General features: G+C 33.9%; 21 protein-coding genes and 1 tRNA gene. 5 read left to right on the top strand and 17 right to left on the bottom strand.

The genetic code is table 11. The features are described from left to right. Positions 1 to 19 precede the first annotated feature (19 nt). A complete protein-coding gene (locus tag DKK79_RS11605; protein WP_375537985.1) occupies positions 20 to 838 on the bottom strand; it encodes a haloacid dehalogenase-like hydrolase in 819 nt (272 codons plus the stop codon). A 1,022-nt stretch (positions 839 to 1,860) separates the two neighbouring features. On the opposite strand from DKK79_RS11605, the gene DKK79_RS11610 reads away from it, so the two are divergent. Then, positions 1,861 to 2,331, top strand: a complete 471-nt coding sequence (locus DKK79_RS11610) for a pyridoxamine 5'-phosphate oxidase family protein (RefSeq protein ID WP_110424227.1) — start codon at positions 1,861 to 1,863, stop codon at positions 2,329 to 2,331. A 349-nt stretch (positions 2,332 to 2,680) separates the two neighbouring features. Here DKK79_RS11610 and DKK79_RS11615 read toward each other — a convergent pair whose 3' ends face one another. From DKK79_RS11615 to DKK79_RS11630, 4 genes are all read right to left on the bottom strand, one after another. Then, complete coding sequence (locus tag DKK79_RS11615; protein WP_110424228.1) at positions 2,681 to 6,721, bottom strand: NACHT domain-containing protein; 4,041 nt, start codon at positions 6,719 to 6,721, stop codon at positions 2,681 to 2,683. A 58-nt stretch (positions 6,722 to 6,779) separates the two neighbouring features. Beyond that, the gene (locus DKK79_RS11620) at positions 6,780 to 7,688 is read right to left on the bottom strand and encodes a DUF5655 domain-containing protein (protein ID WP_110424229.1); all 909 of its coding nucleotides are present in this window, start codon (positions 7,686 to 7,688) and stop codon (positions 6,780 to 6,782) included. 252 nt (positions 7,689 to 7,940) lie between these two features. Beyond that, positions 7,941 to 8,678 (bottom strand): carbonic anhydrase, encoded by a 738-nt coding sequence (locus DKK79_RS11625; RefSeq protein ID WP_110424230.1) that lies wholly within the window; start codon positions 8,676 to 8,678, stop codon positions 7,941 to 7,943. Positions 8,679 to 8,908: 230 nt separating this feature from the next. Beyond that, positions 8,909 to 8,984: transfer RNA gene (locus tag DKK79_RS11630), tRNA-Asn, on the bottom strand. A gap of 148 nt (positions 8,985 to 9,132) precedes the next feature. Here DKK79_RS11630 and DKK79_RS11635 point away from each other — a divergent pair. Then, positions 9,133 to 9,705 carry an LOG family protein gene (locus DKK79_RS11635; protein ID WP_110424231.1) on the top strand — a complete coding sequence of 191 codons (573 nt, stop codon included), beginning with the start codon at positions 9,133 to 9,135 and terminating at the stop codon, positions 9,703 to 9,705. A 49-nt stretch (positions 9,706 to 9,754) separates the two neighbouring features. Here DKK79_RS11635 and fruA read toward each other — a convergent pair whose 3' ends face one another. From fruA to DKK79_RS11695, 12 genes are all read right to left on the bottom strand, one after another. Continuing rightward, complete coding sequence (gene fruA / locus DKK79_RS11640; protein ID WP_110424232.1) at positions 9,755 to 11,497, bottom strand: PTS fructose transporter subunit IIBC; 1,743 nt, start codon at positions 11,495 to 11,497, stop codon at positions 9,755 to 9,757. Positions 11,498 to 11,505: 8 nt separating this feature from the next. Beyond that, positions 11,506 to 12,441 (bottom strand): 1-phosphofructokinase, encoded by a 936-nt coding sequence (gene fruK, locus DKK79_RS11645; RefSeq protein WP_034883192.1) that lies wholly within the window; start codon positions 12,439 to 12,441, stop codon positions 11,506 to 11,508. A 2-nt stretch (positions 12,442 to 12,443) separates the two neighbouring features. Next, positions 12,444 to 13,646, bottom strand: a complete 1,203-nt coding sequence (gene fruB, locus DKK79_RS11650; RefSeq protein ID WP_110424233.1) for a fused PTS fructose transporter subunit IIA/HPr protein — start codon at positions 13,644 to 13,646, stop codon at positions 12,444 to 12,446. Positions 13,647 to 13,845: 199 nt separating this feature from the next. Further along, entirely contained in the window at positions 13,846 to 14,871 is a 1,026-nt protein-coding gene (cra, locus tag DKK79_RS11655) for a catabolite repressor/activator (RefSeq protein WP_110424234.1), read from the bottom strand. A gap of 160 nt (positions 14,872 to 15,031) precedes the next feature. Continuing rightward, positions 15,032 to 15,787, bottom strand: a complete 756-nt coding sequence (locus tag DKK79_RS11660) for an iron ABC transporter ATP-binding protein (RefSeq protein WP_110424235.1) — start codon at positions 15,785 to 15,787, stop codon at positions 15,032 to 15,034. Then, positions 15,784 to 16,755, bottom strand: a complete 972-nt coding sequence (locus tag DKK79_RS11665; RefSeq protein ID WP_110424236.1) for an iron chelate uptake ABC transporter family permease subunit — start codon at positions 16,753 to 16,755, stop codon at positions 15,784 to 15,786. The genes DKK79_RS11660 and DKK79_RS11665 overlap by 4 nt, the downstream gene beginning before the upstream one ends. Then, on the bottom strand, positions 16,745 to 17,704 hold the full coding sequence (locus DKK79_RS11670; protein ID WP_110424237.1) for an ABC transporter permease: 960 nt from the start codon (positions 17,702 to 17,704) through the stop codon (positions 16,745 to 16,747). The genes DKK79_RS11665 and DKK79_RS11670 overlap by 11 nt, the downstream gene beginning before the upstream one ends. Before the next feature lie 8 nt (positions 17,705 to 17,712). Continuing rightward, on the bottom strand, positions 17,713 to 18,669 hold the full coding sequence (locus DKK79_RS11675) for a siderophore ABC transporter substrate-binding protein (protein ID WP_110424238.1): 957 nt from the start codon (positions 18,667 to 18,669) through the stop codon (positions 17,713 to 17,715). Positions 18,670 to 18,890: 221 nt separating this feature from the next. Continuing rightward, positions 18,891 to 20,336 carry a nitrogen regulation protein NR(I) gene (glnG, locus tag DKK79_RS11680; protein WP_220019255.1) on the bottom strand — a complete coding sequence of 482 codons (1,446 nt, stop codon included), beginning with the start codon at positions 20,334 to 20,336 and terminating at the stop codon, positions 18,891 to 18,893. An 11-nt stretch (positions 20,337 to 20,347) separates the two neighbouring features. Then, a complete protein-coding gene (gene glnL / locus DKK79_RS11685) occupies positions 20,348 to 21,397 on the bottom strand; it encodes a nitrogen regulation protein NR(II) (protein ID WP_110424240.1) in 1,050 nt (349 codons plus the stop codon). 74 nt (positions 21,398 to 21,471) lie between these two features. Then, positions 21,472 to 22,881 (bottom strand): glutamate--ammonia ligase, encoded by a 1,410-nt coding sequence (glnA, locus tag DKK79_RS11690; protein ID WP_034883178.1) that lies wholly within the window; start codon positions 22,879 to 22,881, stop codon positions 21,472 to 21,474. Positions 22,882 to 23,150: 269 nt separating this feature from the next. Further along, positions 23,151 to 23,645 carry a DUF4952 domain-containing protein gene (locus DKK79_RS11695; protein WP_181415315.1) on the bottom strand — a complete coding sequence of 165 codons (495 nt, stop codon included), beginning with the start codon at positions 23,643 to 23,645 and terminating at the stop codon, positions 23,151 to 23,153. A 131-nt stretch (positions 23,646 to 23,776) separates the two neighbouring features. Between DKK79_RS11695 and DKK79_RS11700 the strand changes: the two genes are divergently transcribed. Genes DKK79_RS11700 through gpsA form a run of 3 tightly spaced genes read left to right on the top strand, consistent with a single transcriptional unit; the run spans position 23,777 to position 25,775 of the window. Further along, positions 23,777 to 24,217 carry a rhodanese-like domain-containing protein gene (locus DKK79_RS11700; RefSeq protein ID WP_110424242.1) on the top strand — a complete coding sequence of 147 codons (441 nt, stop codon included), beginning with the start codon at positions 23,777 to 23,779 and terminating at the stop codon, positions 24,215 to 24,217. Between the two features lie 25 nt (positions 24,218 to 24,242). Continuing rightward, positions 24,243 to 24,725, top strand: a complete 483-nt coding sequence (secB, locus tag DKK79_RS11705) for a protein-export chaperone SecB (protein WP_034883175.1) — start codon at positions 24,243 to 24,245, stop codon at positions 24,723 to 24,725. 36 nt (positions 24,726 to 24,761) lie between these two features. Next, positions 24,762 to 25,775, top strand: coding sequence for an NAD(P)H-dependent glycerol-3-phosphate dehydrogenase (gpsA, locus tag DKK79_RS11710; RefSeq protein ID WP_034883173.1), 1,014 nt, complete (start codon positions 24,762 to 24,764; stop codon positions 25,773 to 25,775). Positions 25,776 to 26,098 lie beyond the last annotated feature (323 nt).

Genomic DNA, 26,098 nt, shown 5'->3' on the forward strand with positions numbered 1-26,098 from the left:
AGAAGAAAATCGTTTAACCTTATTGTTTACGTTTAAACAATTGCAGTAAACCTCTTACTGTAACTTCTAACTGACTACCTTGCTGATAATTAGCAGGAACAACATAATTAGCTCGTTCTTCAGCAATAAGTTTTTCAACTTTTTCTTGTGTAAGCTGTTCCTTCCATTTTTCCTCATCAAACACCGCCAAGGAAAACCCGCCTTGGTATCTAACCATTTTCATTGATGGAATATCGGTATCACCATCACCAAAATAGATCATTCGTTCAAAAGGGATATCTCGTTCTTCTAACTCAATAAATTTATTAACTTCAGTATTGTTCCAGGAATTTAAGATGCCTTTGTTAATTCGAAATAAAAATTGGGTTTTGGTTGTATAGTTTATCGCTTGCGCTGGCCAAATAACCTGTTTTCCATTCGGGGAATAATGATATTTACAGGCATAAATTTGGCTAAATTGATGACCAATTTCTGTACCACGGATCATCGCATCTAAACCACTTGAAATGATGTAATGGTGTAGTTCTATCTGATTAGCCGTTGCATATTGATTAATACGCTCGAACCACGTATTAACACCGGGAAAAAGAGGAATTGATTTACCATGTTTTTTTAAATTATCTTCACTTAATTCATCTGAACCAAGTTGATTGGCTTTTTCTGCTAAGAGTCCAAGATAAGCAAGTATTTCATCACCATCATCTTGTTTGGCGCGTTGTTTTACTTCAGCCCAAAAGTTGTCTATATCAGTAATACCTAATGCAGGCATAAGGCCATGCTGAGCGCAATCGCCTTCGGCTAACGTTCCATCGAAATCATAAATTAATGCACACTTAATCATTTACTAATCCCTATATAATGCTTTACATTCAATAATAAGGCTATAACTTTCCTATAATGTGACTTTGTATAATTATCATTCTTATCTGGCAAATCATTTTCTTTGATTTTAGATAAGAAAAACTGTCTCCTTTAACATCCTAGTCTAATTTCTCCATGATCTCACTACCAATTTGCACATCAACCTCAAGCTATTTAAAGCTACTTTTTAGCTTCTACCACCTTTTATCACGTCCGCAATAATAAATAGCACAACGGGCTAGACCATTATGAATCACTAAAGATTCACCTGATGTTTGGCATTTAACATGAGTGATTTTAAATTCTATTGTTATGCAAAAGTGTTTAAAGTTGAAACCATCAACTACACTTTCATGCTAAACAATATAAATAATATACAGGAATTTTACGATACTGCTCGCAAAAATTAAGCTACATAACAAAAATCTAGCAGTAATCAACTGTTTCTGTGAACTAAATCACAAATTAAGATATTTCTTCAATATCATTTAATCGAAAAACAATATAAAATCTGAGGGTTTTTGTCCATGCAAATAAACAACTAATTTACATTTATCACAAAGAAAACTATAAAACGGCATCATCTAAATCATCTTTTATCCCTCCAAAATCAGTTCAACTCCCCCCAATGACGCTAAAATTAGATCACGAAAAAATAACATATTTTCCTTATAATTGAACAATTACCAAATCGATAACGCTCTCCAAATCCTGTCATCCACTATTTAGTAATTTTCTTTTAATTCCTTTAAAAATATATTTAACCAAACGATAAAGACCATGGTTTATTTGAAGATGAAGTTATATATCGACTAATATAAAATAAATTAAACCATTAAAAATAATATTTACTGAATAACTTAAGTTTTAGCATGGTTTTAAATTTTGTGAAAATTTCAATTTAGATTTAATATAAGGCGTAATAATAACAAAAGTATTAATAAGTTAGCGCTTTTGTTACTTTAAACTAAATTATCTATGACATAAAAAAGGATATTTATGAGACGCAAAGATAGAGAAATAACTAATCTTGATGAAGTGATCGATATTTTAGAGCATACTGATGTTATTCGTTTAGCGATGAATAATGGCGATTTTCCGTATATTGTTCCTGTCAATTTTTGTTATGAACTAACAGCAAATAATCAGTTTATTTTTTATATTCATGGGGCTAAAGTGGGAACTAAAGTTGAACTACTCAGACAAAATCCTTTAGTTAGCTTTGAGCTAGATACAGGGCATCAATTAATCACTAATGAAAAAGCCTGCAAATATTCCTTCGATTATGCCAGTGTTATCGGCAATGGGCATGCAACCTTTATTGAAGAACCATCGACCAAAATAGAGGCGTTACAAATAATGATGAATAAATTTGCTCCTAATAAAACTTTCTCTTTTACCGAAGGCAATGTTAGACCAATTAGCGTCATAAAAATTGCAGTACAAGCTTATACGGCTAAAAAACATTAAATTATAAAAGTTAATCAATGCTGGTAAAAAACTCTAAAATAAGAGAGTATCAAAAATACCCAATTTTAAGGGTCACTTTTTATTCTGGGAGTAAAAATGGGGTATGATAACAAATATAAAAAATGAATTATTTACTGAAAAGGATTCAAAAGCCTTTTATAACCTCCACTCCTAAATAATAACTTAAAATAAAACATTTATAAAAACCTACTACACACGGACTATATCTGTCCTCAGAAATGCACGTGCATTTATCTCATTGGAACAAAAACGCAAAATTTCATGCCAATAATTCAATATTAGTTAGCCTAAGTCATTTGGTGAATTAATATTGAAGTTCTGAAAATTATTATTTAGAAACATCCAAAACAAAAATGTCTATCTTTCCATCAAGTTCTTTTGGCATTTTTTCTTGTATGCTTACTTTTAATTCTTGAGCATTATTTATCGAATGATTTTTTTTGTTTGCTACTTTTTCTTGTTCACCAAACCAAAGAACAAGATATATACCTTGTTCCTCCGCATTGGGATGTATAGAATAACGTTCATATAATTGTTCTGACGCTGCAGTATAGAGATTAGGGTGCCATTGACCTTTTACTTCAATAACCAGTAAATGTTCTTGTCCATTTATAGATAATGTCGCGGTAAAATCACACCGATTATTCTGACTCATATAAGCCTCAATATTGAGTATGATATCTAAAGGAGCTAAATAAGGTCTAAGCCAGTCAACAATCCTATCACGCGCAGTATTTTCATCAACTCTTTGATCTAAATGATAGAAAACATTGACAGGATTAGTTTCAAGGCCTATTAATTCTTTCTGATAACATTTCAATTTTTCAATTAAATAGGCTCGCAAACCTTCTACACTAACAATTTTATTATTATCGAAAAAATCGGTTATATCTTGTATCTTAGGAGGTAAATAATTATTCAAAATTAGATTTTTCTTAGCTTCATAGCGATGATGAAGAATATATTTATGTAGTTTTTCAAAGCGGGGATCTATTAATAGTTTATTAAAAATATCAAAGCAATTTTTGTAATCCTTATCTATATATTTTATTAAAGCTACTAATGTACTATATTCTTTTTCTTCTTTGGTATTATCACTAGACCAAGCTTGAGTTTCTTCGGTTGGCACACAAACATCTATAAAATAATCTAGTATTTTATAAATTTTCTTTGCCGTTAATGTAGGCCAATTTTCTTTATAATCAGTCCAACGAGATACCAAATTATAAAATAAAATTATTGTTTCTGGTTCTTGCTTTAAATAACACCAAACTTCATCAATATCATCATTTAAAAAAAAGAAAGCAGCTTCAAACCAAAATTTCTTTTCAGTTAAGCTATTTTGTGTTGGTGGTCCAATAATATCATCATTCGTAATTAGGAAGTTTTTAATTTTTTCATCAATGATGGTAATAAGTTTATTTTCTTCATGATTCTTACATAAAAAAGTAAATATCACCTTTAAATTATCTATATTCATTCTAGGATACAATTGAATCCACTCGATACAATATCTAATGTTTATAGCTTCCCAACCATCCATATTTAACAACCAGCTTAACGAAAGTATGCTTTCATGGTAATAAATAAATTGAGGAACCATATATCGTTGAATAAATAATTCTTTATCTGCATTAGATTGAAATAATGTCTTTTTTATTTCATTAGTAAATAAATTTTTCTCATTTTTATCTATTTCACAAAAATAAAAATTATGTTCTAACATCAATAAAATCAAATATTCTTTCGATATTTGATTTAAATTTCTATTTTTTTTAAAAATAACATAACTAGTTGCAAAAAGAATTATTATTGAATTACGAAACTCATTAGGTAACATATAGTACAATGATAATTTTTCTAAAGATGGCAATTTTGACTTAAGAAGTTGTAAGCCATTAATAAGTACTTCTTCAATAAATTTTATATCTTTATATTTAATAATTTTTTGTCTATCAATTAAATAACCCTTAGCAAAAAATGTTAACCAGCCCCAATCTTTTCCGTTATGAATAATAGATTCATTCTTATCTAGATATTCTTTATTATGCTCAAAACGAGCTAAATTTCTTTTTTCAGCTCGTTTTGATTTTCTAGCTAATTTTTTTAAACTAGCTGTTGTTTTATCTTTCTTCTTACTCTTTCTATAAGCAACATCTTTAGCCCATATCTTCATAAAAGCGTCATTTTGTAATGCTTGTTGACGTAAATTTCTTCTATAACTTATTTGTTGTTCTTTATTATTTTGATACCAAGAATGATCATGAGGAAAAAATAAAAGCCCCCATATTTCAATATTATTTGAATTGAAAGCATAATCTAGAAGTTTAATGCGGTCTTCAAAATCTAGAATTATTCCTGAATGAACTATTCGATATTTAGCTATATGATAAAAATAACTAAAACATTCTAATTTAATCAAATTGATATAAATGTTATATTTTAAAATCGGATTAGATAAAAGTGTTGTTACGCTTACGCTGTTACTTGCTTTGGCTGTTTGTGTATATCTTAATTCTTTTAACCACAAAGCCAATTTATGTGCATTATAATTATCATCTACCAATTCAAAATAACGATCCAATAAATGCCCAATGATTTTACTAATCCCTACTTTACATTGGCATTTATACTCTTCTTTCGAATGGCAAATACATTTAATAGTTGGCGTTAAAGCATCAAGCAAATTTGTTATATGCTCTAAACTAAATGATTGTATTAATTTATAAATAAAATATCGTTCACCTATAACTATTTTTCTGCTTTCTTTTTTGGGATAAAGGTCAGCTAATTTTTTAAAAAGATGGATTACATTTTCTTCGCCAATAGTATGAAAACCAAATTTTTCTGTAATAGTAGAAGCATATTGTAAATCATATTCTCCGCAACGTTTAACTAAACGTTGGAAAATAGATAGAAAAGGCCAATTATTATTTGAATCTCTGATTAATGCTTCCAAAGCAGTTCTTCTAATATAAGCAGATTCATCTAAATTCATTAATAATGTAATAAGTTCGTCCTGAAATAAAGCTACTGATTCCGAGCCTTCTATTAACGATACCAATAAAGATTTTATATCAAAATCTATATTATTACTTAAAATAACTTCTTTAATCTTCGAAGCCATACTTTGTGAAATAAAACCTTTAAAATTAAAACTACGATGCCAATCACTTGCTCTAAAAAAAGGATTTTCTTTACCTAATTTAATTAGTTCATTGATTAATATATCTTTACTAGATTGTGATAGTAATAATGGATCTCCATTTGCAATACACGCATAAGGATCGAGCTTAATTATTTCCTGTTGAATGGTTTCATTACCTAGTGATGCCATCCAACCCAATAACCCTCGTAATTCGGTTCTTACAATATTATTAGGAGCAATAATGGAAAGACAGCTATTCAATGTTATCGCATCACTTGGATTTTTTATTCTTTTAACTAAATAATTAGCAGCACAATATTCAGCTACTATTCTATGTATAGGTTCATAAAGATATGAAGAATCTACTTGTTTAAACAACCCCGTATCTAAAATTTGTTTTATCTTTTTGGGTTCAACTTTACTTAAACCAAATAAATTATGAAAATTATCGATTTCCGTTTTTTCTGAAAGGCTAACACCAGACTCTCCTGATAGTAATATTTTCGTAAAAATTTCTTCTGCAAAAATTATTAAATCATCTGTTTTACATCTATCAAATAAAGGGGTATTAGTGTTATGTTCTTGTGCGAGGTATTTTATTGCATTATTAAAAACATCTGATTTTGCCCCAAAACTTAACTCTTTTTTATAAGCTACAATAAAAAGATATAGTAATTGAGGATTACTAATTAATGTTTCCAAATCTAATATGGATAATTGCGTATAGAAATCAAAAAAGTTGCTTTCCTTACAATGATAATTAAAAAAACATCTTTGTTCATCAATATCTAATGGCAATAAATAGTATGTTTTAATTTGTTCTGGATTAAGTTCTAAATAATCACAGATCAATTGTGTATTACGTATATCATCCCATTCACTAGATCTACTTGATAACACAGTGATATCGGGATTAATACTTTCTATTTTTGTCAAAATAGATTCAATGGCGGATTTTTCATTTAATTTAGCCACTTCATCAAATCCATCAATTATCAGTATTTTTTGTTTATCAATGGATAATTTGGTATTAATAACATTTGCTCTATAAAACTTAGTTTTATACTGTTTTGCAAGATTTGATAAAAGCGCTGTTTTTCCGGCACCTGGTTCAGCTAATAAAATTATAAATTTATATTTAATTTGAGATGAAAAAACTTCATTTTGTTGAATTATATTGCCATTTTCTTTTAATTTTCTTGATATGTAAAAATCAGACATCAATAATTTCTCTTTGTTAGTATTTATATATCATCAAATTAATTTGGTATTTTATTTTTTACAAAATCTGCTTCACCAAACTCATAATGTACTCTAAATTATTAGTATCAGACACAGTTAACTCATAATCACCTGTCGCCCAATGACCAACATTTGAGACGTCTTTTGTTAATTTTTTAGGATCATCTAGATTACCTTTTTTAGCATTAAGCCAAAGTTTTAGTGACCTATTTTGTAAATGTATTGAAACAATATTATTTTTATCTTTTTTGAAGGCAATATATAACTTTTTAGGAAAAATCTCGATATCCGTAGATAAAGCTAAAATAGCATTTTTAAAACTATCATAAAGTTCTGATACTTCATCGTTTTTATCTTTCAGATGAGCATCTTCATCATAAACAATTAACTCTTTTGTTACTTTATCTAAAGGTGAATTTTGGGGATGTTGAATTTGTTTAATACTTGGCGCTGATTTAGAACGTTTGATTGGATTGATGGTGATCATATCATTTTCAAAACGTTTTATTTCCCAAAGCTCAATGGCTAAATCCTTAAAATTTGTTGATTGTTTTTGATAATCAGTGAAAGCCGGAGACACAAAAATAATTTTACTTTGTGACCAATCAATTTCATTGCGCTTCAAATTAGTTTGACAGGATTCATTATACTCAACAATAAAATCAGCTTGATAATCGAGCATAAGGTTCAAATAGGTAACACCCTGATCAATAACACTTAAATTACGATCACGTTTATATTCAATTATCACAAAAGATTTTGACTCTTCATCATAAGCCAAAGTATCAATACGATAATCTTTTATCCTAAATTCGGATTTTACAAAAATTAAGTTACCAATTATATCTAAATTATTCTCAAATAATGTTTGGATTTCTTTTTCTAATTTAAATGGTTTCTCTTTTAAAAGAATAAGAGATTGTTTTTTATTTGAGAAAATTTGCATTTTTTATCCATCAAAAAAATTATTAATACCTAATTGTTTGTACAATTATTCACCTGATGATTATTTTAACAATAAAAATAGTATTTATACAAATAACTAAATCTCGAAAAAGTTTAAATATTCTTTCTCAATTTCCTAGATAAGTACATATCAATAATAACTATTTACTCGAATATATAATTATTATGATGATCAAATTAAGATATAAAAATTGGCTTTAAAATAAACATCAATAAAGCCAATTAATCATCATTAATCAACAATAACTCTACCATTTAATGGCTGTAATGGGCGATTGTTGTCGTGATGCATGGTTGAGTGGAATTTTTCTATTTGTTCCTCTGAGGCTATTGCTGGTTGTTCGAGTACAATCCATCTTACACCTTCTGTACAAGGTGGGGTTGTTAGTGATCCACTAAAGCGGTAATAATCTAAGGTGTTAGGAAATAATGCCCTGATATCTACCGTATTTTCAATAATAGCTTTATTACCCGCTTGTGCTGGCATTTGCTGCCAAATTTTGGCAAGTTCGCGGTTAACTTCACCATGATTAAACATTAAGGCAACCACTGTAAGCTCACCAGCTTTATTTTTGTATACAAAGTGGGCTTCCATTGGATAACTTTTACCTTTAATAGTATTTTCACTTGGGCTATGAAAATGGAATTGTTGTAACGTAAAGGTTTGCTCATCTAATATTAACTGATTATCACCTGTAACATTAACCTGAATTGTATGCCCGTTATTGATAATTTCTTGTTTACTTGGTTGGAATGAGAACTTTAAGTTTTCATGCTCTGTTTTTAATGCATGATCAATATTGATCGGTGACTGATTTTTACCATTCTCACAGGTAGAATACTCTGGTGATAATTTACCCCAGTTTTCTGGTTTCTCTTGACCTTCATATCCCCAATGAGATGAATGTCCTGAAGCGGCGCAAGATAAGCTAGTTGCCATTAATACTGCAATTACTACGTTATGTTTCATGTTGATTTCACACTTTGGTATTAATTGGAGGGAGCCTGAATTATACGCTGCAAAAATAAGGCTTTCCAGCTAAAACATGCTTTATAAAAAATAATTATATACCGCTGTTCAAGCATGGCTAAAAGGTGAATTAACAATGTTTATGCAGATAAAAGTGATCTCGAAGTATATATATTGAAAGGTAAATGTAAGAAAACCTGCTATATAAGCAGGTTCTTGAAAACTGAAATTGGCTCCTCCAACAGGACTTGAACCTGTGACATACGGATTAACAGTCCGCCGTTCTACCGACTGAACTATGGAGGAACACTTACCGGACAGAATATTAACTATCTCTGAGGATTCTGTCAATCTCTAAAACATTAATTTGTTTTGATTGCTCAGCTTATGAACAAATTGAATGAATCCTATGCTAAAATACTAATAATATGACATAACGAGTAGAGTAAAACTAATGAAAAAAAATATTTGTGTTTTTTGTGGTGCCAGTGAAGGCCATCGCCCTGAGTATCGTATAGCAGCGGAACAACTTGGTATGGTTATTGCCAAACAAAATAGACGATTAATCTATGGTGGTGGCAATAAAGGACTAATGGGTGTTATTGCTAATGCCGTTCTCGCTCATGGTGGTGAGGTTATTGGCATTATTCCTGAGCGGTTAGTTAAAGCTGAAACTGCACACCATGGTATTACGCGTTTAGAAGTTGTTGAAAATATGCATCAACGTAAAGCAAGATTAACTGAGCTAGCTGATGGTTTTATTGCTATGCCTGGAGGCACGGGGACATTAGAAGAGCTGTTTGAGGTATGGACAGGTATGCAAATTGGTTATCATGAAAAACCTGTTGCCTTATTAAATAGTCAATTTTGGCAACCTATGCTCAATTTTTTAGAACACGCAGTACAAGAAGGCTTTATCCGAGACAGTTTTTATCGAACATTGATCGTTGCAGATGTTGCTGATGAAATGTTAGAGAGTATGGATAATTTTATCCCAAAAGAGTTACAGCGTTGGGTAAAAAAATAGATTAAGACAAGAACAAAAAACGCCATCTTCTGATGGCGTTTCCATAATTTTATGCAGTAGCTATTTCGGTAGCTGCTGATTCTGGTTTTTTAATAACTGCGTAAGCGACACCCGCAATAACTGAACCAACAACAATGGATAGTAAATAATCAAAAATTGGTTTAACCACGCCAGGTATTGCTACTACAAATAAACCACCATGTGGCGTCATTAAGGTAGAACCAAATGCCAGTGCCATACCACCAGTAATTGCCCCACCTATAATACAACAAGGAATAACACGTAATGGATCACGAGCAGCGAAAGGAATTGCCCCTTCAGAGATGAAGCATAAACCTAATACTAATGAAGCTTTACCACTTTCTTGTTCTGCTTTAGCAAATTTCTTGCGCGCAATTAAGGTTGCTAACCCCATTGCTAATGGCGGAACCATACCACCGGCCATAATAGCAGCCATAGGAGCATAAACATGTTCAGAGATCATAGTTACACCAAATGCATATGCAGCTTTGTTAATTGGACCACCCATATCAGTACACATCATAGCACCTAATAAAGTACCTAAAATAACCGCATTAGTGCCATTCATCGTATTAAGCCAGATAGTAAGCTCATTCATTAACGATGCGATTGGTTTACCTATTACAAATTGCATGAGCAAACCTGTGGCTAATGTAGCAAGTAAAGGAACAATTAATATTGGTTTTAATGCTTCCATACTTTTTGGTAAAGGTAGATATTTAGTAATAGCTACAGCCATATAACCAGCAAAATAACCAATAATAATACCTCCTAGGAAACCTGCGCCAATTGTAGAGGCAAGTAAACCACCAACAAGGCCAGGAGCAAGTCCAGGTCTATCGGCAATTGAGTAAGAAATATATCCAGCTAGTAATGGCACCATAAGTGAGAATGCTAAATCACCAATTTGTTTTAAATGAGGTTCACCAACAAGCTCATTAACCAGCTTTTCTTTAACTACCACAACACCATTTTCCACTACATTTACTGATTTAAGAACTTCTTGAAACTCACCAAAAGCAAATGATAGGGCGATGATCAAACCACCAGCAACCACCATTGGTAACATATAAGACACACCAGTTAAAAGATGTTGGTAAACGCCTTTCTTTTTGTTGTTGGATGTTGTTGCACTAGCAGATGGTTGATAAACGGTTGCTTCTTGGAATGCTTTATCTAACTCTTGAGCTGTCTTTTTAAGCGCAGGACCGGTTTTGGTACGATAAAGTTTTTTACCTGCAAATTTGCTTAAATCCACATCGATATCACATGCAGCAATAACCACATCAGCAGAAGCGATCTCTTCTGGAGTTAGTTCATTACCAACTCCAACCGAACCACGAGTTTCAACTTTACACCACCAGCCACGTTTTTTCGCTTCTTCTTCAATCGCCTCTGCTGCCATAAATGTATGCGCAACACCTGTAGGGCAAGCAGTGACAGCTACAATGCGTTTTTGGCCATTGTTTGAAGTCGCAACAGCCGCAGAATTAGCAGATTGTTGATAAACAGTTGCTTTACTTTTTGCTTCATTCAAGATTTTCTTAGGATCAGCAAAAATATCATTGAGGTTATCAACCACATAAACTTTTTTGCCAATAACAGCTTTATCACTGATATTGCCGTTACCAACCGAAATGATAGCATCGGCTGATGCAGCATTATCAACAAGTTTAAAATTTAAAGAATTAGCCGCTAACGCTAATTCTGCTTTAGCTAAACGCCCGTTAACCGGCCCTGAATTACTACCTTCTACAATATATATCTTCATGAACGCTCCTATCCCGCGATTATTTCAATTTTTTTTGACATGTCGGTAACCGCTTGACGGTCTGACACACCAACACCAGCTTGTCCAACTGATAAAGCGGCAACACTTGATGCAAATACTAAGGTGTCTTTAATTGACTGATTCGTTAATAAACCATACATTAATCCACCGACCATTGAATCTCCAGCACCAACTGTGCTTACCACCTTACATTTAGGTGGTTTAGCTAACCATGCTTCATGTTTAGTTACCCATAAAGCACCTTTACTTCCTAGTGAAATGACTACGTTTTCTACCCCACCATCGATAAGTTCCATGGCTGCAGTTTTTATTTCTGATAATGTGGATAGTTTTCTACCCACCCACATTTCAAGCTCTTTATCATTAGGTTTTATTAACCAAGGTTTAGCTTTAAGCCCTGCGACTAAAGCCTCACGACTACTATCAAATACGACTTTAGGACAAATTGCTTTAACTTGTTTCATCCATTCTGTAAATTTTTCCAGAGACACTCCAGCGGGTAAACTGCCACTAATGGCGACCATATCTATCTCTTTTAACCATTCTAGCGAATTGGTGACAAAGGTTTGCCAATCTTGATCACTAATAGTAAAACCTGAAAAATTTAGGTCGGTTACATCACTATTTTCTTCAGTTAATTTAACGTTAATCCGAGTACGTCCATCAATGGTTTGAAATTTATCAACAACATTTAATGATTCAAACAGTAAATTAAAACCATCACGATTTTCTCTGCCTAAAAAGCCTCCCACCGTTAATTTAATACCGAGATCGGATAATACTTTAGCAACATTGATACCTTTACCTGCTGCAAGTAACGCATTAGTTTGAACTAAATTCACGTCACCAAGTTCAACTTTAGGACAAAACCCTAATAGATCATAAGCGGGATTTAGAGTAATAGTTGCAACACGATAAGTCATGATTAAGCACCCTCACCTAAGCCGCTTTCAATAGCCTTACCGATTGCATCTAATACTTGCTCGGCATCATCACCAACCGCAGTGAATTGTAAACGACTACCTTTTTTTGCACCTAATGCGACAATTTTCATTAAACTGGTTGCACTAACTGGTTCATTTTTACCATCAAGATTAGCTACAGTCACTTTACTATTGAACTCTTTTACCAATTTAACAAGAACTGATGATGGACGAGTGTGTAAGCCATTTTCATTCGGAATAACAAATACGCGACTTAACTCTCCGTCATTACTATTAGATGTTGCGCTAGCAGTTGCATTTACAGTGGCCGCTTCTGATTTTTCAGATGATACCGACTGAGTTCCTGATAAAAGTAGGTTATTAAAATCATCACTATTTGCTGAAATTAATTGTGCTAATTTTTTGTTATAAACTAACGCTGCAATATTATTGGCGATAGTTGACACACTATCATCAACAGCCGAAATAGTAATAAGAAGCTTAACCGGTTTGCCATCTTGATTAAAATCATTTATCGTACGGCTGATAGCAATCGCATTTTTTAAGTTACCTTCGCGACTATCATTTAACCATACGCCATTACCTAAATAATTTGGTTTATTATCCAGTACATTCGCAATAAAGTTAGCGTTAATCGCATTGTGTTGTTTTAAACGTGAAGCATTCAAAGCTTGTAGTGTTGCTAAACTATCGGCTTGGATATCCAATAATAATGAAGATGCATCAATTGCAAATTGACTATCTTCAACACTTTCTTTACCAGTCAGAATAGCCAAAGCTTCGTCTGCTGTTTGAATTTTTTTGATTCGTTCTTCAACGCCATCGGCACCAAGAACATGTGTTAATTGGCGAAGCAACTCTAAATGCTCATCAGAACTTGCCGCAATACCGATAGCCAGATAGGCTTTTTCACCATCATCCCCCCACTCGACACCTTGAGGAAAACAGAAAACTTGAACACCGGTTTTTTTAACTAAATGACGGGTTTTCGGGGTACCATGAGGTATGGCAATACCAATACCTAAATAGGTTGCCGCCTGACCTTCACGTTCAAGCATACCATCAACATAGCCTTCTGCGACAAAACCAGCACTAGTTAATGCTGCAGCAATTTTCTTAATTGCCTCAGTCTTGTTAGTTGCTTGTTCATTTAAATGAATATCTTCTTTAACTAAATGAAACATATAATAAATACCTCTGGGTTATAATGTTGGGTCTACTAAAAAACAACTCAGCAATCCCACAATCGTTATTGAATCATATTGAATCGTTTCAGCAATAATGAATATAAAAAACCTAATTATCAATTAAATTATATCTATTAATTCCTAAAATGTGATCTAGATCTGCTTTTTAACTCAACTTAACTACTTTTATAACTATTTAATTTGACTTTTTAGCAATTTTTCGATTCAGATTACCTCGATAAATCAAGTGGCGAGGAATAACGGTTGTACCTGGTTGATAATTCTTATTATGCAAACTATCTAATAATAATTTAATGGTTACTTCTGATACTGATTTATGATCTTGGGAAAGCGCAATCAATTTACAAGGTAAAAAATCAAGTAACTCGTTATCACCAAAAGTGGCAATGGTTAAATTATCAGGTAAATGACCAAACTTTTTCAATATTGCATCAATAGTACCTTGTAATAGAGAAAAAGAAGTAGAAAAAATACCACTAGGTAGATCATTATTCGCTAACCATTGACTAAAAGTAGCTTCGGCATCGCGACGACTATAATTATTTGCACACAAAAAATCAACTTTATTGCCATGCTTCAAAGCGATTTCTTTAAAACCTTTCATGCGAAGCTGGCTAACAGACAAATTAGGTAATGCCCCAATATAAGCCACTGTTCCATTAACACATTGATAAAATGCTTTCGCTAACATTTCAGCATCTTCTTTATCTGAGCCAACAACATTTCTAAATTCTGAGGCAGATAATGTTCTATCAAGAGCAAACAACGGAGTATCACTGTTTTGCCAACCGTTATAAAAAGCATAATCTGAGTCGGCAACAAATGAAGAAGAGATAATTAACGCATCAACTCGACGTTGTTTTAAATGTTTAACACACTCTTTTTCAATTTCAGGATTATCTTCAGAACACGAAAGTAATAACTGATAACCCTCTTTTCTTACCAATTGCTCTAAATAGTTAGCAATTCGGGTATAACTTATATTTTCAAGATCGGGGATAATAATACCAATTGTTCGTGTTTTACCTGCTCTTAATCCTGCTGCGACAGCATTAGGTTGATAATTATACTTGTTTACCACCGCCATCACTTTTTCAACTGTTTTATCGCTAACTCGGTAATGTTTAGCTTTACCATTTATTACGTAGCTTGCGGTTGTTCTTGACACGCCAGCTAACAGTGCAATTTGTTCTAACTTCATGAATATATCTCAATAAAAAATTATCAGTTATTTAACCTGAACCTAAATTAAATGTAAACAAAGTTATCATTTTGAGTTAATAATCCTATAACTTGAGGAATTGTAAGCAAAAAAGGATTTAGTGTGCATCTAAATCCTTTCAATTAAAGGAAATCAGTTATTAATAATAAATAGCGATATTTTGATTATGAATATTTTCTATTTTTACCGGTGTATCAAAAATCTCTTCTAAAATGGCAGAATTCATAATTTTTTTGGGGCTGCCTTGATAAACAAGCTGGCCATCTTTCATCGCTAAAATATAATCTGAATAAACGGAAGCAAAATTAATATCATGAATAACAATAACAATTGTTTTGCCAAGCTCATCGGCGGCTCGACGTAACTGTTTCATCATGGCGACGGCGTGTTTCATATCGAGGTTATTTAATGGCTCATCAAGTAATACATAATCAGTATCTTGACATAACACCATGGCAACATAAGCTCGTTGGCGTTGTCCACCAGAAAGCTCATCTAAAAAGCGATCTTTATATTCTGTAAGATTTAAGAATTCGAGTGCTCGATGAATATGCGCTAAATCGTCTTGATTTAATCGCCCTTTTGAATAGGGATAACGGCCAAAGCCGACGAGTTCAAAAACAGTTAATCGGCTTGTAAAACGGTTCTCTTGTCTTAATACCGATAAGTAGGTAGCCAGTTTGTCACTCGGGGTATTAACCACATCCATATTCTGAATTTTCACTTGTCCTTCATCTGCCAATAATAAACGACTAATAATTGATAATAATGTCGACTTACCGGCACCATTTGGACCGATGATGGCGGTAACACCACCTTGGGATATGGTTGCATTCACATTTTTTAAAACCGGTATGGTTTGATATTTTTTACTAACATTATCAATTTTTATCACATCGGTACCTTTTTCAAAATTAAGAAGATGAACAATGAACCACCAATAAATTCAATTACAATGGATAGTGCCCCGACCATATTTAAAACATGCTCTAAAAACATCTGTCCACCGACAAGGAATATAACTCCTAACAAAAATGCTGTTGGCAATAAAAAACGATGTTGGCTTGATCCACTTATACTATAAGCTAAATTGGCAATAAGTAGGCCTAAAAACGTAAATGGTCCTACTAATGCGGTCGATATTGAAACTAATACCGAGACCAATAATAAAATAATGGTGACACTTTTTTGATAATCGATACCAAGATTAATCGCATTATCTCGTCCTAAGGCTAATACATCGAACCGAAATCGCATTCGCCATAAAAATAGACCAATTGCAGTGGCGATAACTAATGAAAAGACAATTAATACCGGTTCAGCGCGAGTAAAAGTTGCAAATATTCGACTTTGTAACACTGCAAATTCAGTTGGTGTCATTAATCGTTGTAACAAATTAGAAAAGCTTCTGAATAGTGTTCCTAAGATAATACCAATTAATAACACTAAGTGCAGATTCTGTTTAAGTTTGGTAAATAATCCACGATACAAAAAAAGAGAAAATAAAATCAATAGTAATGACTCAAAGATGAATTTACCGACTATGCCAATATAAGGAATGCCTTGTGCATCAATAAAAAATATCACTACAGTTTGAATCAACACAAACAACGACTCAAAACCCATTATTGAAGGCGTTAAAATTCGATTATTGGTAACGGTTTGAAAAAGCAATGTCGAAGTTGCCGCGGAAAAGGCGACTAAAATCATGGTTAACGCGATCCAAACACGATGTGTCAGAATGTAGCTAATATTACCTTTCAAATTAAATGTCATAAAAAAAATAACACAAAAAGTGGCAATAGCCAGTAATAGTAGTACAGTTTTTCGACTAGAAATATGGCGTTTTTGATTAACTCGCATGGCGTTTTTTACTCAACAACACTAAAAAAATAACAGCCCCAACTACACCAAGAATAACACTGACAGGAATTTCGAATGGATAACGGATCACTCGTCCAATGATATCGCATAACAAAACAAGTCCACTACCAAATAAACAGATCCAAGGAATAGTTTTGCGAACATTATCACCAAATAATAAACTAACAATATTGGGGACAATTAATCCTAGAAATGGCAAGACGCCAACAACCACAACCACTATCCCGCCTATCAACGCAATTACCACCAAACCGGTTAACATTACTTGATTATAATTAAGACCAACATTGACTGAGAAGTCTCGCCCTAAACCGACAACTGTAAAGCGATCAGCACTCCAACAAGCAAGTAAGGTAATAGCACCGACTAACCATAATAATTCATAGCGACCTTGCAAAATACCGGAAAAGTCACCCGATTCCCAACCACCAAGTGATTGCAATAAATCAAAATACATGGCAAAAAAAGTACAAATTGCACTAATTACTGCGCCAAGCATGATGCCAATAAGGGGCACCATCAACGCAGATTTAAAGATGATTTTTCGCGAGATGAACATAAATAGCATCGTACCAGCCATAGCAAATAAGCTAGCTACCACCATTTTCATCATCACACTTGCACCAGGCGCCAGTACCATCATCACTAATAAGCCAAGGCTGGCTGATTGAGTAGTGCCAACTAGTGAGGGTTCCACGAATCGATTTTGGGTAAGTAGTTGCATAATTAAGCCTGCCACGCTCATTGCGCTACCGGCTAATAGTAATGCCACCGTTCTAGGCACTCGGCTAACAAAGAAGATCTGTCGCATATTACTATCAGACCATAAATCGGCTAACGTGACATGACCAGCACCAATAAAAAGGCTTAATGCAGCCATTGCGAATAAAACAACAATGCCTGCAATAAAGTAAACCGTTTTAGACATGGTTTGGATTAATTAGCTGATGTTTTCTGTAATACATCACTAATTTGATCCATCAAACGACTATAAGTTTGAATACCACCTGAGATATACATAGAAGTAGAATCTAAATATACAATGTGGTTTTGTTGCCATGCATCGGTTTTTTGAATCAATTCATTATCTAAAACTTGTTGTGCAGATTGCGCTTCTTTATTGCCAATTGCATTATCTCGATCAAGCACAAATAACCATTGTGGATTAACGCTTAACACAAATTCAGAAGTGACAGCATTACCATGACGCCCCGCTTCTTGGAATATTGCTGCAGGTTCAAATCCTAACACATCAAAAATAAAGCCAAAACGTGATTTAGGGCCATAAGCTGACATTTTACCGCCATTAACCATAATCACTAGAGCTGTTCCCGCAGTGCTAGTTTTTGATTTTAAGCCTTCAATTTTTTGATTAAAGTCATCAATTAATTTTTTCGCCTCTGCTTGTTTAACAAAAATAGTACCTAACTGTTCAGTACGCTCGGTTAAGCTAGCCACAAAATTATTAGGATCAATATCAAGTGAAATTGTCGGTGCAATATCGCTTAATTTTTTATAAACATCATTGGCACGCCCACCGGCAATAATGACATCCGGTTGTAATGAACTTAAGACTTCATAATTTGGTTCGAATAAAGTACCGACATTGGTATAAGTTTTATCGGCATATTTAGATAAAAACTCTGGGAAATGTACATCAGATTGAGGAACCGCGGTAACAGGAATATTTAATGCATCAATAATATCGAGTGTTGCAGTATTAAATACCACCACTTTTTTTGGATTCTCAGGAACGTCGGTTTTACCTTGAGAATGTTCAACTGTTATTGATGTTTTATCAGCGGCAGGTGCTTCTTTTTTATCATCACAACCAGCCAAGGCAAATAAAGCGGTCAGTAATACTAAAAATTTAACTTTAATAGATGAAAACATTGTAACTCCTAATTATTAGCTTAGTCCAAAAGCGCGCAAATGATAAATAGAATAATTATCATTTGCACTGAATTGTAACTAAAAATAAATAAGTGTTCAATGAACTTTAATAAACTTTGGTAAAGTTTGATAAACAAAACAAATCAATGTTAAATAAGCTGATAAAAATATCAGCTTATAAGGTTAAATTTATGGCTGATTGTTGAGCAATTTTATATCAATTAATGCCCATTTTTAGGTGAGTCAGTTATCTCTTTAAGCTTTCTAGTTAAAGTATTTCGCCCCCAACCTAAAAGATTAGCTGCATCTTGTTTATGACCACGAGTAAAATTAAGCGCACATTTCAATAAAATCCGTTCAACATCAGTAACAGTTTGTGTCAATATCCCCGTTTGACCGGCTAATAATGCTTGCTTAGCCCACTGCTCTAGCATCACTTTCCAATCGGCTTCTGGTAATATTTGAGAATTGGTACTTATATCATAATTAACCCCTGTAGCAGTTACAGATGACTGTAATAGTTCGGGTGGCAAATCTTGAACAAAAATTTCATTGTTTGACGACATCACGGTGACCCAACGGCAGACATTTTCCAATTGTCTAACATTGCCCGGCCAATTAAACATACATAACAGATTAAGTGCATCAGGACTTAGTACTTTACTTTCCACTCCTAACTCTTTAGCTGTGGTACGTAAAAAATGTTCAGCCAGTTTGGGAATATCTTGTGATCTATCTCGTAGTGGTGGTAATAAAATACGAATAACATTTAAACGATGGAATAAATCTTCTCTAAATTTACCCTCTCTTACTCTTGCTTGAAGATCCTGATGAGTTGCGGCAATAATACGTACATCTACCTTAACCGGTGAATATCCACCAATTCGATAAAATTGGCCGTCAGCAAGCACTCTTAATAATCGCGTTTGTACATCTAACGGCATATCACCAATTTCATCTAGAAACAGGGTTCCACCGTTGGCTTGCTCAAAACGACCGTGCCTGATTTGGGCGGCACCAGTAAATGCACCTTTTTCATGACCAAACAGTTCAGATTCAATTAAATCCTTAGGTATAGCCGCCATATTAAGTGCAATAAAAGGAGAATGCGAACGTGGACTATGAGTATGCAGTGCTTTGGCCACTAACTCCTTACCTGTCCCAGATTCACCATTAATTAACACACTAATAGATGATTTGGAAAGTCGACCAATAATACGAAATACTTCCTGCATTGAGGGGGCTTCACCAATAATACCCGTAGAGGCTTTATTGCTAGAAGGATTACTCGGTTTATTGCTTTGATTGTGTGAAATAGCCCGTTCGACTAGTTGAATGACTTCATCGACATCAAAAGGCTTAGGAATATAGTCATAAGCCCCTTTTTGATAAGCATTCACCGCTGCATCAAGATCCGAATGAGCCGTCATAATAATCACTGGCAAATTGGGCATTTGCTCTTTGATATAATTAAGTAAAGATAACCCATCGATCCCCGGCATTTTAATGTCGGATAATATAACGGAGGGTTTTTGCGGATGATTAACTAAAGCATCAATCACTTCTTGACCACTTGAAAAGCTGATGCAATTAAAATGCGCATTGGTAAGTGCTTTTTCTAGCACCCATCTAATCGAACTATCATCATCAACAATCCAAACATTCATTTTAATTAACCTCATTGTTTGATTGGCAAATAGATAGAAAACTCAGTGTGTCCTGGCCAACTATTAAACTCAATTTTACCATGGTGCTGATCGATAATATTATGCGCTATCGATAACCCTATACCATTGCCACCTTCATAACCACTGACCATCGGATAAAACAACGTATCTTGAATATGCACTGGAACCCCGGGGCCATTATCTTCAATATCAATACGCGCACAAAGTCGGTAACGCTGACCATGTAAAGTGACCTGAAATGCTGTTCGCGTTCTAATCGTGATAGTACCGACTTTTGAACCAATCGCTTGTATCGCATTACGGACGATATTCAAAACTACTTGTTCGATCTGCTCGGAGTCATGTACCAGTTCCGGCAAACTAGGATCATAATCGCGTATAATTTTAACATTTGATGGTTTTTCTAAACATAAAAGGGCATAAATTCGCTCTATGGCCTGGTGAATATTCTGCTGTGTTTGCTGTAACCTTTGTTGCGGACCTAATAATCTATCAACAAGATTTCTTAATCTATCTGCTTGTTCAATAATAATTTGTGTGTAATCTTGCAACTCATTTTTAGGCAGTTCACGCGATAACAATTGTGCTGCACCTCTAAGCCCGCCTAATGGATTTTTAATTTCATGCGCTAGTCCACGAACGAGTTCACGCGCTGCATTCTGTTGCGCTTGCTGTAATTGCTCTTGGCTTAATTTTTTGTGACTATTCAATGGTGCCATTTCGATCAAAATGCGACCATTCGCCAATAATTGCGCCGTAAGTGATAAAATATGCAATTCATTGTTTATTACTAAATTTACTTCACTATCAGTAAAACCTTGGTTTTGTTCTAAGGCATTTTGCATCAATTCAAGGTCTAGTGAAAAATACCCCAATAAATCAGGAAGATAACTATCTAATATTTTTTTCGAACTTTGGGCAAGTAACTGTTGTGCCGCCGTATTGGCGTAAACAATATTGAGTTTTTTATCAAGCAATAAAATATTAGTTATCATTGAGTCGAGAACAAGATTCGCATCAGATTCATTATCAAAAGTCATCGTAGGCACCTCGTTCTCTTTAGATACCACCGCCAAACAGCGGTGGTTAACGCTTCAAATAGTAAATTAATGACTTATAGGCTATAGTACAATTCAAATTCAACCGGATGTGGAGTCATACGTACACGATCAACATCTTGGCGTTTTAATTCAATATAGGCATCAATAGTGTCATTAGTAAACACATTACCACGAGTTAAGAATTCACGATCGGCATCTAAAGCATTTAGCGCTTCTTCAAGTGAACCTGCAACTTGTGGGATTAATTTAGACTCTTCTGGTGGTAAGTCATATAAGTTTTTATCCATCGCATCACCTGGATGAATCTTATTGATAATCCCATCTAAACCAGCCATTAATTGTGCTGCGAATGATAAGTATGGGTTACCCGCTGGATCTGGGAAGCGAACTTCAATACGACGCGCTTTAGGGCTAGTAACTACAGGGATACGAATTGATGCAGAACGGTTACGCGCAGAATAGGCAAGCATAACTGGTGCTTCATAACCTGGTACTAAACGTTTATAAGAGTTAGTTGCTGGGTTAGCAAAGGCATTGATCGCTTTAGCATGTTTGATAATACCACCAATATAGAATAACGCCATTTCAGAAAGGCCTGCATATTTATCACCAGCAAAAAGGTTTACGCCATCTTTAGCAAGCGATTGGTGACAGTGCATACCAGAGCCGTTATCACCAAACATTGGTTTAGGCATAAATGTTGCAGTTTTACCATAAGCATGAGCAACATTTTGGACAACATATTTATAGATTTGAACTTCGTCAGCTTTTTTAGTTAATGTGTTGAAACGGCAAGCAATCTCATTCTGACCCGCTGTTGCAACTTCATGGTGATGTGCTTCAACCACTAAACCAAGTTGTTCCATGATTAAACACATTTCTGAACGAATATCTTGTGATGAATCAACCGGTGGAAGTGGGAAGTAACCACCTTTAACACCAGGACGGTGACCTTTATTACCTTCTTCGTATTTAGTACCTGAGTTCCAAGCAGCTTCGATATCATCGATATGTACAAAACTACCAGACATTGGCGATCCGAAACGCACATCATCAAATAAGAAGAATTCAGGTTCTGGTCCAAAAATAACCGTATCAGCAATACCTGATGATTTTAAAAACTCTTCAGCTCGTTTAGCAATTGAGCGAGGGTCTCGGTCATAACCTTGTAAAGTTGCTGGTTCTAAAACGTCACAACGAATATTTAATGTTACATCTTCAAAAAATGGATCAATCACTGCGCTTGATGCATCTGGCATTAACACCATATCTGATTCGTTAATCCCTTTCCAACCAGCAATGGAAGAGCCATCAAACATTTTACCATCTTCAAAAAAATCAGCGTCGATTTGACTAACTGGAATGGTAACGTGTTGTTCTTTACCTTTAGTATCAGTGAAACGTAAATCAACAAACTTAACATCGTTTTCTTTTATTAGCGTTAAAACTTTTTGTGTAGACATGTAGCTTCTCCATTAAGGACATATAATATAAGTGTTCAGTTTAAAGGCCGATTTGCCTATTTATTAAATGATATGCAAATATGATGCCAATTTGTTAACCACTATTTTTGCATGGTTGTTATTGGTTAGATAATAGCAAAAAATAACATTAATGCACCAAAATAATGCATAAGGCACCAAAATAACGCACCAAAATGTAACATAAAGTTACTTATGCTACATTTTTACTGAACTAGAACATCATTAATTTGTTAAAAGGTGCTATCGATTTAAATATCGTATTTTCGAAAACCGGTTATGGTTAAATAAAAAGTCGTTTCATCCCAATCACGTTTGAGTGTTTCGCCTGAAGAAAACGACACCTCATATAATAAGTTATCCTTTGGATTAACAATCATTACTGGATTTTGTTGTTCCCAATAACAGCATAAATATTTCAGATCCCCCATTCCCATAGTTTTTATCAAATATTGGTGGGCTTGCTTAGCATATTTACCGTCAACTTTATAAATTACTGTTATCGGCCATGTTTGACCTTCATCTTGTATTTGACAATCATGATATTGAAAATAATCAGGTGCATTAGCATCAATCTCCAGAAAAAAATCACGACATGTTAAATTTGGATCAAATAGTAGAGGTTCAGTTTGATTACCGTCTGCTAGGTTAATAAGGGGGGAATTCTTTGTTGAATTGTCGGCGAAAACGGAAGGAATGACAGCCAATAAAAGGCATAATAACAAAATAACTCTTTTTAATATCACAGATTTTTCCTTTAATATTCTTTAGATCTTATCAACTTAAAATAAGATTTCTCCCTTTAGGTCTATATTTCAGTAGACAATATCGTTATAATCTTAACTTATTTTTTATAAAACTAGGTAATCATAAAAGTATGGACTTTGTTACGATCGAAATTATACCTTTTATCAAAAATCACCTTTTACTTTCATTAGGTTGGATTGTGTTATTTGTTGCAATCATTGTGTTAACCGTGAAAAGTAAACTATCAAAAGTGAAAATAATTAATAACGCGCAAGCGATCAATATGATGAACAATCAAAACGCAGTTATTGTTGATATTCGCTCAGCTGATAGCTTCAAAAAAGGGCACATTACTGAATCCCACAACATATTACCCATCGATATTAAAAATGCCAGCGCGAAAACTATTGATAAATTCAAAGAAAATATCATCATTGTGGTTGATGACAATGGCTTAACATCAGCAAGCATCGGTGAAGTATTAGTCAAACAGGGTTTTTTGCATGTATTTACATTAAAAGATGGTATTGCTGGATGGAACGGCGAAAACTTACCATTAGTTAGAAAATAATATAATTTTAAAATAAGGTTTTATCATGACTGAACAAAACAATACACAACAACCAGAAACACAATTTGCGATTCAACGTATTTATATCAAAGATGTTTCATTTGAAACTAACAACGTGCCAGAAATTTTCACAAAACAATGGCAACCGGAAATGAATTTAGAACTAAATTCAGCATCACAAGCATTAAGTGATGAAGTACATGAAGTTTCTTTACGTGTTACCGTAACAGTTAAACAACAAGAAGAAGTTGTGTATATTTGTGAAGTCACTCAATCAGGTATTTTCTCACTTATTGGATTTGACGAGGCACAAATTCGACACTGTGTTGGTGCTTATTGCCCTAATATTTTATTCCCTTATGCACGTGAAGTTATTTCAAGTTTAGTGAATAAAGGAACTTTCCCGCAACTTAATTTAGAACCCGTAAATTTTGAAGCGTTGTTCATTAACTATTTACAACAGCAAGAGCAAGAAGCTCAAAATAAAGCTTCTGAAACTATACAATAATTGTTAGATTAATTAACAAAGTTTAGTGGATTGTTTATGAATAAAAATGCTGCAGTGACAGTTATTGGTGCAGGTTCTTATGGAACTTCGCTGGCGATATTACTGGCACGAAATGGTCACTCTACCTTATTATGGGGGCACAACCCAGATAAAATGGCTATATTGCAGCATGATAGACAAAATAGACAGTTTTTACCGGATATTCCTTTTCCTGACCAATTACAGATTGAAGCAGATCTACAAACCGCCGTCGCTGCTTCACCTATTTTATTAATCGTTGTTCCTAGCCACGTTTTTGGCAGCATTCTTAAACAAATTAAACCGTTTTTAAGAAAAGACAGCAAAATCGTTTGGGCCACTAAAGGCCTTGAAGTAGATACGGGGCGATTATTACAAGATGTTGCACGAGAAGTGCTGGGGAACAAGATCCCATTAGCAGTAATTTCAGGTCCAACTTTTGCTAAGGAAGTCGCATCAGGTTTACCAACAGCCGTTACCGTTGCGTCCACCGATGAAAAATTTTTAACTGAACTACAAAATTTATTTCATTGTAGTAAATCATTTCGTGTTTATAGCAGCAAAGACTTTATCGGCGTTCAACTCGGTGGTGCCGTAAAAAATGTTATTGCCATTGGTGCTGGTTTATCGGATGGACTAGGTTTTGGCTCCAATGCAAGAACCGCTTTAATTACACGCGGACTAGCCGAAATGATGCGTTTAGGCGAAGCTCTGGGTGCTGATCCTGTCACCTTTATGGGTATGGCTGGATTAGGAGATTTGGTACTGACATGTACCGATAATCAGTCACGGAATCGTCGCTTTGGTATTTTACTGGGTCAAAACAAATCGATTAAAGAAGCGCAAGATATCATCGCTCAAGTGGTTGAAGGTTGTCGAAATACTAAAGAAGTTTGGACATTAGCGCAAAAATATCATGTTGATATGCCTATCACAGAGCAAATCTATAAAGTGCTTTACGAACACAAAGATCCAAAACAGGCAGCCATGTCATTATTGGGGCGTTCACAAAAAGAAGAACTGAAAAGCTAATTTAAAGCTAACTCTACCTTCCCTCAGATTATTTTATTTAACTTGTTAACTTTGTTGTTACGGCTAATAAATTAGTATTAACATCAATTTTAGCTCTAATAAATTTTTACCTTTTCTTTGATTTACTCATCATATGATTAAATTGAAATCGGAACTATTTATACATTTCTAATGTAGCAAATTTATATTTTTTAAAATTGATTATTGGTTATTTTTTTAAAAATAATTGAGAACTCTCTACCATCAACCAATAATTATTAACTAAAAATAAAAAAGTTAAATAACCCAAACAATATTCTTAAATACAGCAATCATTTAGAATA

This window comes from Gilliamella apicola (assembly GCF_003202915.1).
In the GTDB taxonomy this organism is placed as follows: Bacteria; Pseudomonadota; Gammaproteobacteria; order Enterobacterales; family Orbaceae; genus Gilliamella; species Gilliamella apicola_Q.

Coding starts and splice junctions, on each gene's coding strand:
- DKK79_RS11700 (WP_110424242.1), top strand. CDS start 23,777: ATGGACTTTGTTACGATCGAAATTATACCTTTTATCAAAAATCACCTT.
- DKK79_RS11635 (WP_110424231.1), top strand. CDS start 9,133: ATGAAAAAAAATATTTGTGTTTTTTGTGGTGCCAGTGAAGGCCATCGC.
- cra (WP_110424234.1), bottom strand. CDS start 14,871: ATGAAGTTAGAACAAATTGCACTGTTAGCTGGCGTGTCAAGAACAACC.
- DKK79_RS11675 (WP_110424238.1), bottom strand. CDS start 18,669: ATGTTTTCATCTATTAAAGTTAAATTTTTAGTATTACTGACCGCTTTA.
- DKK79_RS11620 (WP_110424229.1), bottom strand. CDS start 7,688: ATGCAAATTTTCTCAAATAAAAAACAATCTCTTATTCTTTTAAAAGAG.
- glnA (WP_034883178.1), bottom strand. CDS start 22,881: ATGTCTACACAAAAAGTTTTAACGCTAATAAAAGAAAACGATGTTAAG.
- DKK79_RS11665 (WP_110424236.1), bottom strand. CDS start 16,755: ATGCGAGTTAATCAAAAACGCCATATTTCTAGTCGAAAAACTGTACTA.
- gpsA (WP_034883173.1), top strand. CDS start 24,762: ATGAATAAAAATGCTGCAGTGACAGTTATTGGTGCAGGTTCTTATGGA.
- fruA (WP_110424232.1), bottom strand. CDS start 11,497: ATGAAGATATATATTGTAGAAGGTAGTAATTCAGGGCCGGTTAACGGG.
- fruB (WP_110424233.1), bottom strand. CDS start 13,646: ATGTTTCATTTAGTTAAAGAAGATATTCATTTAAATGAACAAGCAACT.
- glnG (WP_220019255.1), bottom strand. CDS start 20,336: ATGAATGTTTGGATTGTTGATGATGATAGTTCGATTAGATGGGTGCTA.
- glnL (WP_110424240.1), bottom strand. CDS start 21,397: ATGACTTTTGATAATGAATCTGATGCGAATCTTGTTCTCGACTCAATG.
- DKK79_RS11610 (WP_110424227.1), top strand. CDS start 1,861: ATGAGACGCAAAGATAGAGAAATAACTAATCTTGATGAAGTGATCGAT.
- secB (WP_034883175.1), top strand. CDS start 24,243: ATGACTGAACAAAACAATACACAACAACCAGAAACACAATTTGCGATT.
- fruK (WP_034883192.1), bottom strand. CDS start 12,441: ATGACTTATCGTGTTGCAACTATTACTCTAAATCCCGCTTATGATCTA.
- DKK79_RS11615 (WP_110424228.1), bottom strand. CDS start 6,721: ATGTCTGATTTTTACATATCAAGAAAATTAAAAGAAAATGGCAATATA.
- DKK79_RS11625 (WP_110424230.1), bottom strand. CDS start 8,678: ATGAAACATAACGTAGTAATTGCAGTATTAATGGCAACTAGCTTATCT.
- DKK79_RS11670 (WP_110424237.1), bottom strand. CDS start 17,704: ATGTCTAAAACGGTTTACTTTATTGCAGGCATTGTTGTTTTATTCGCA.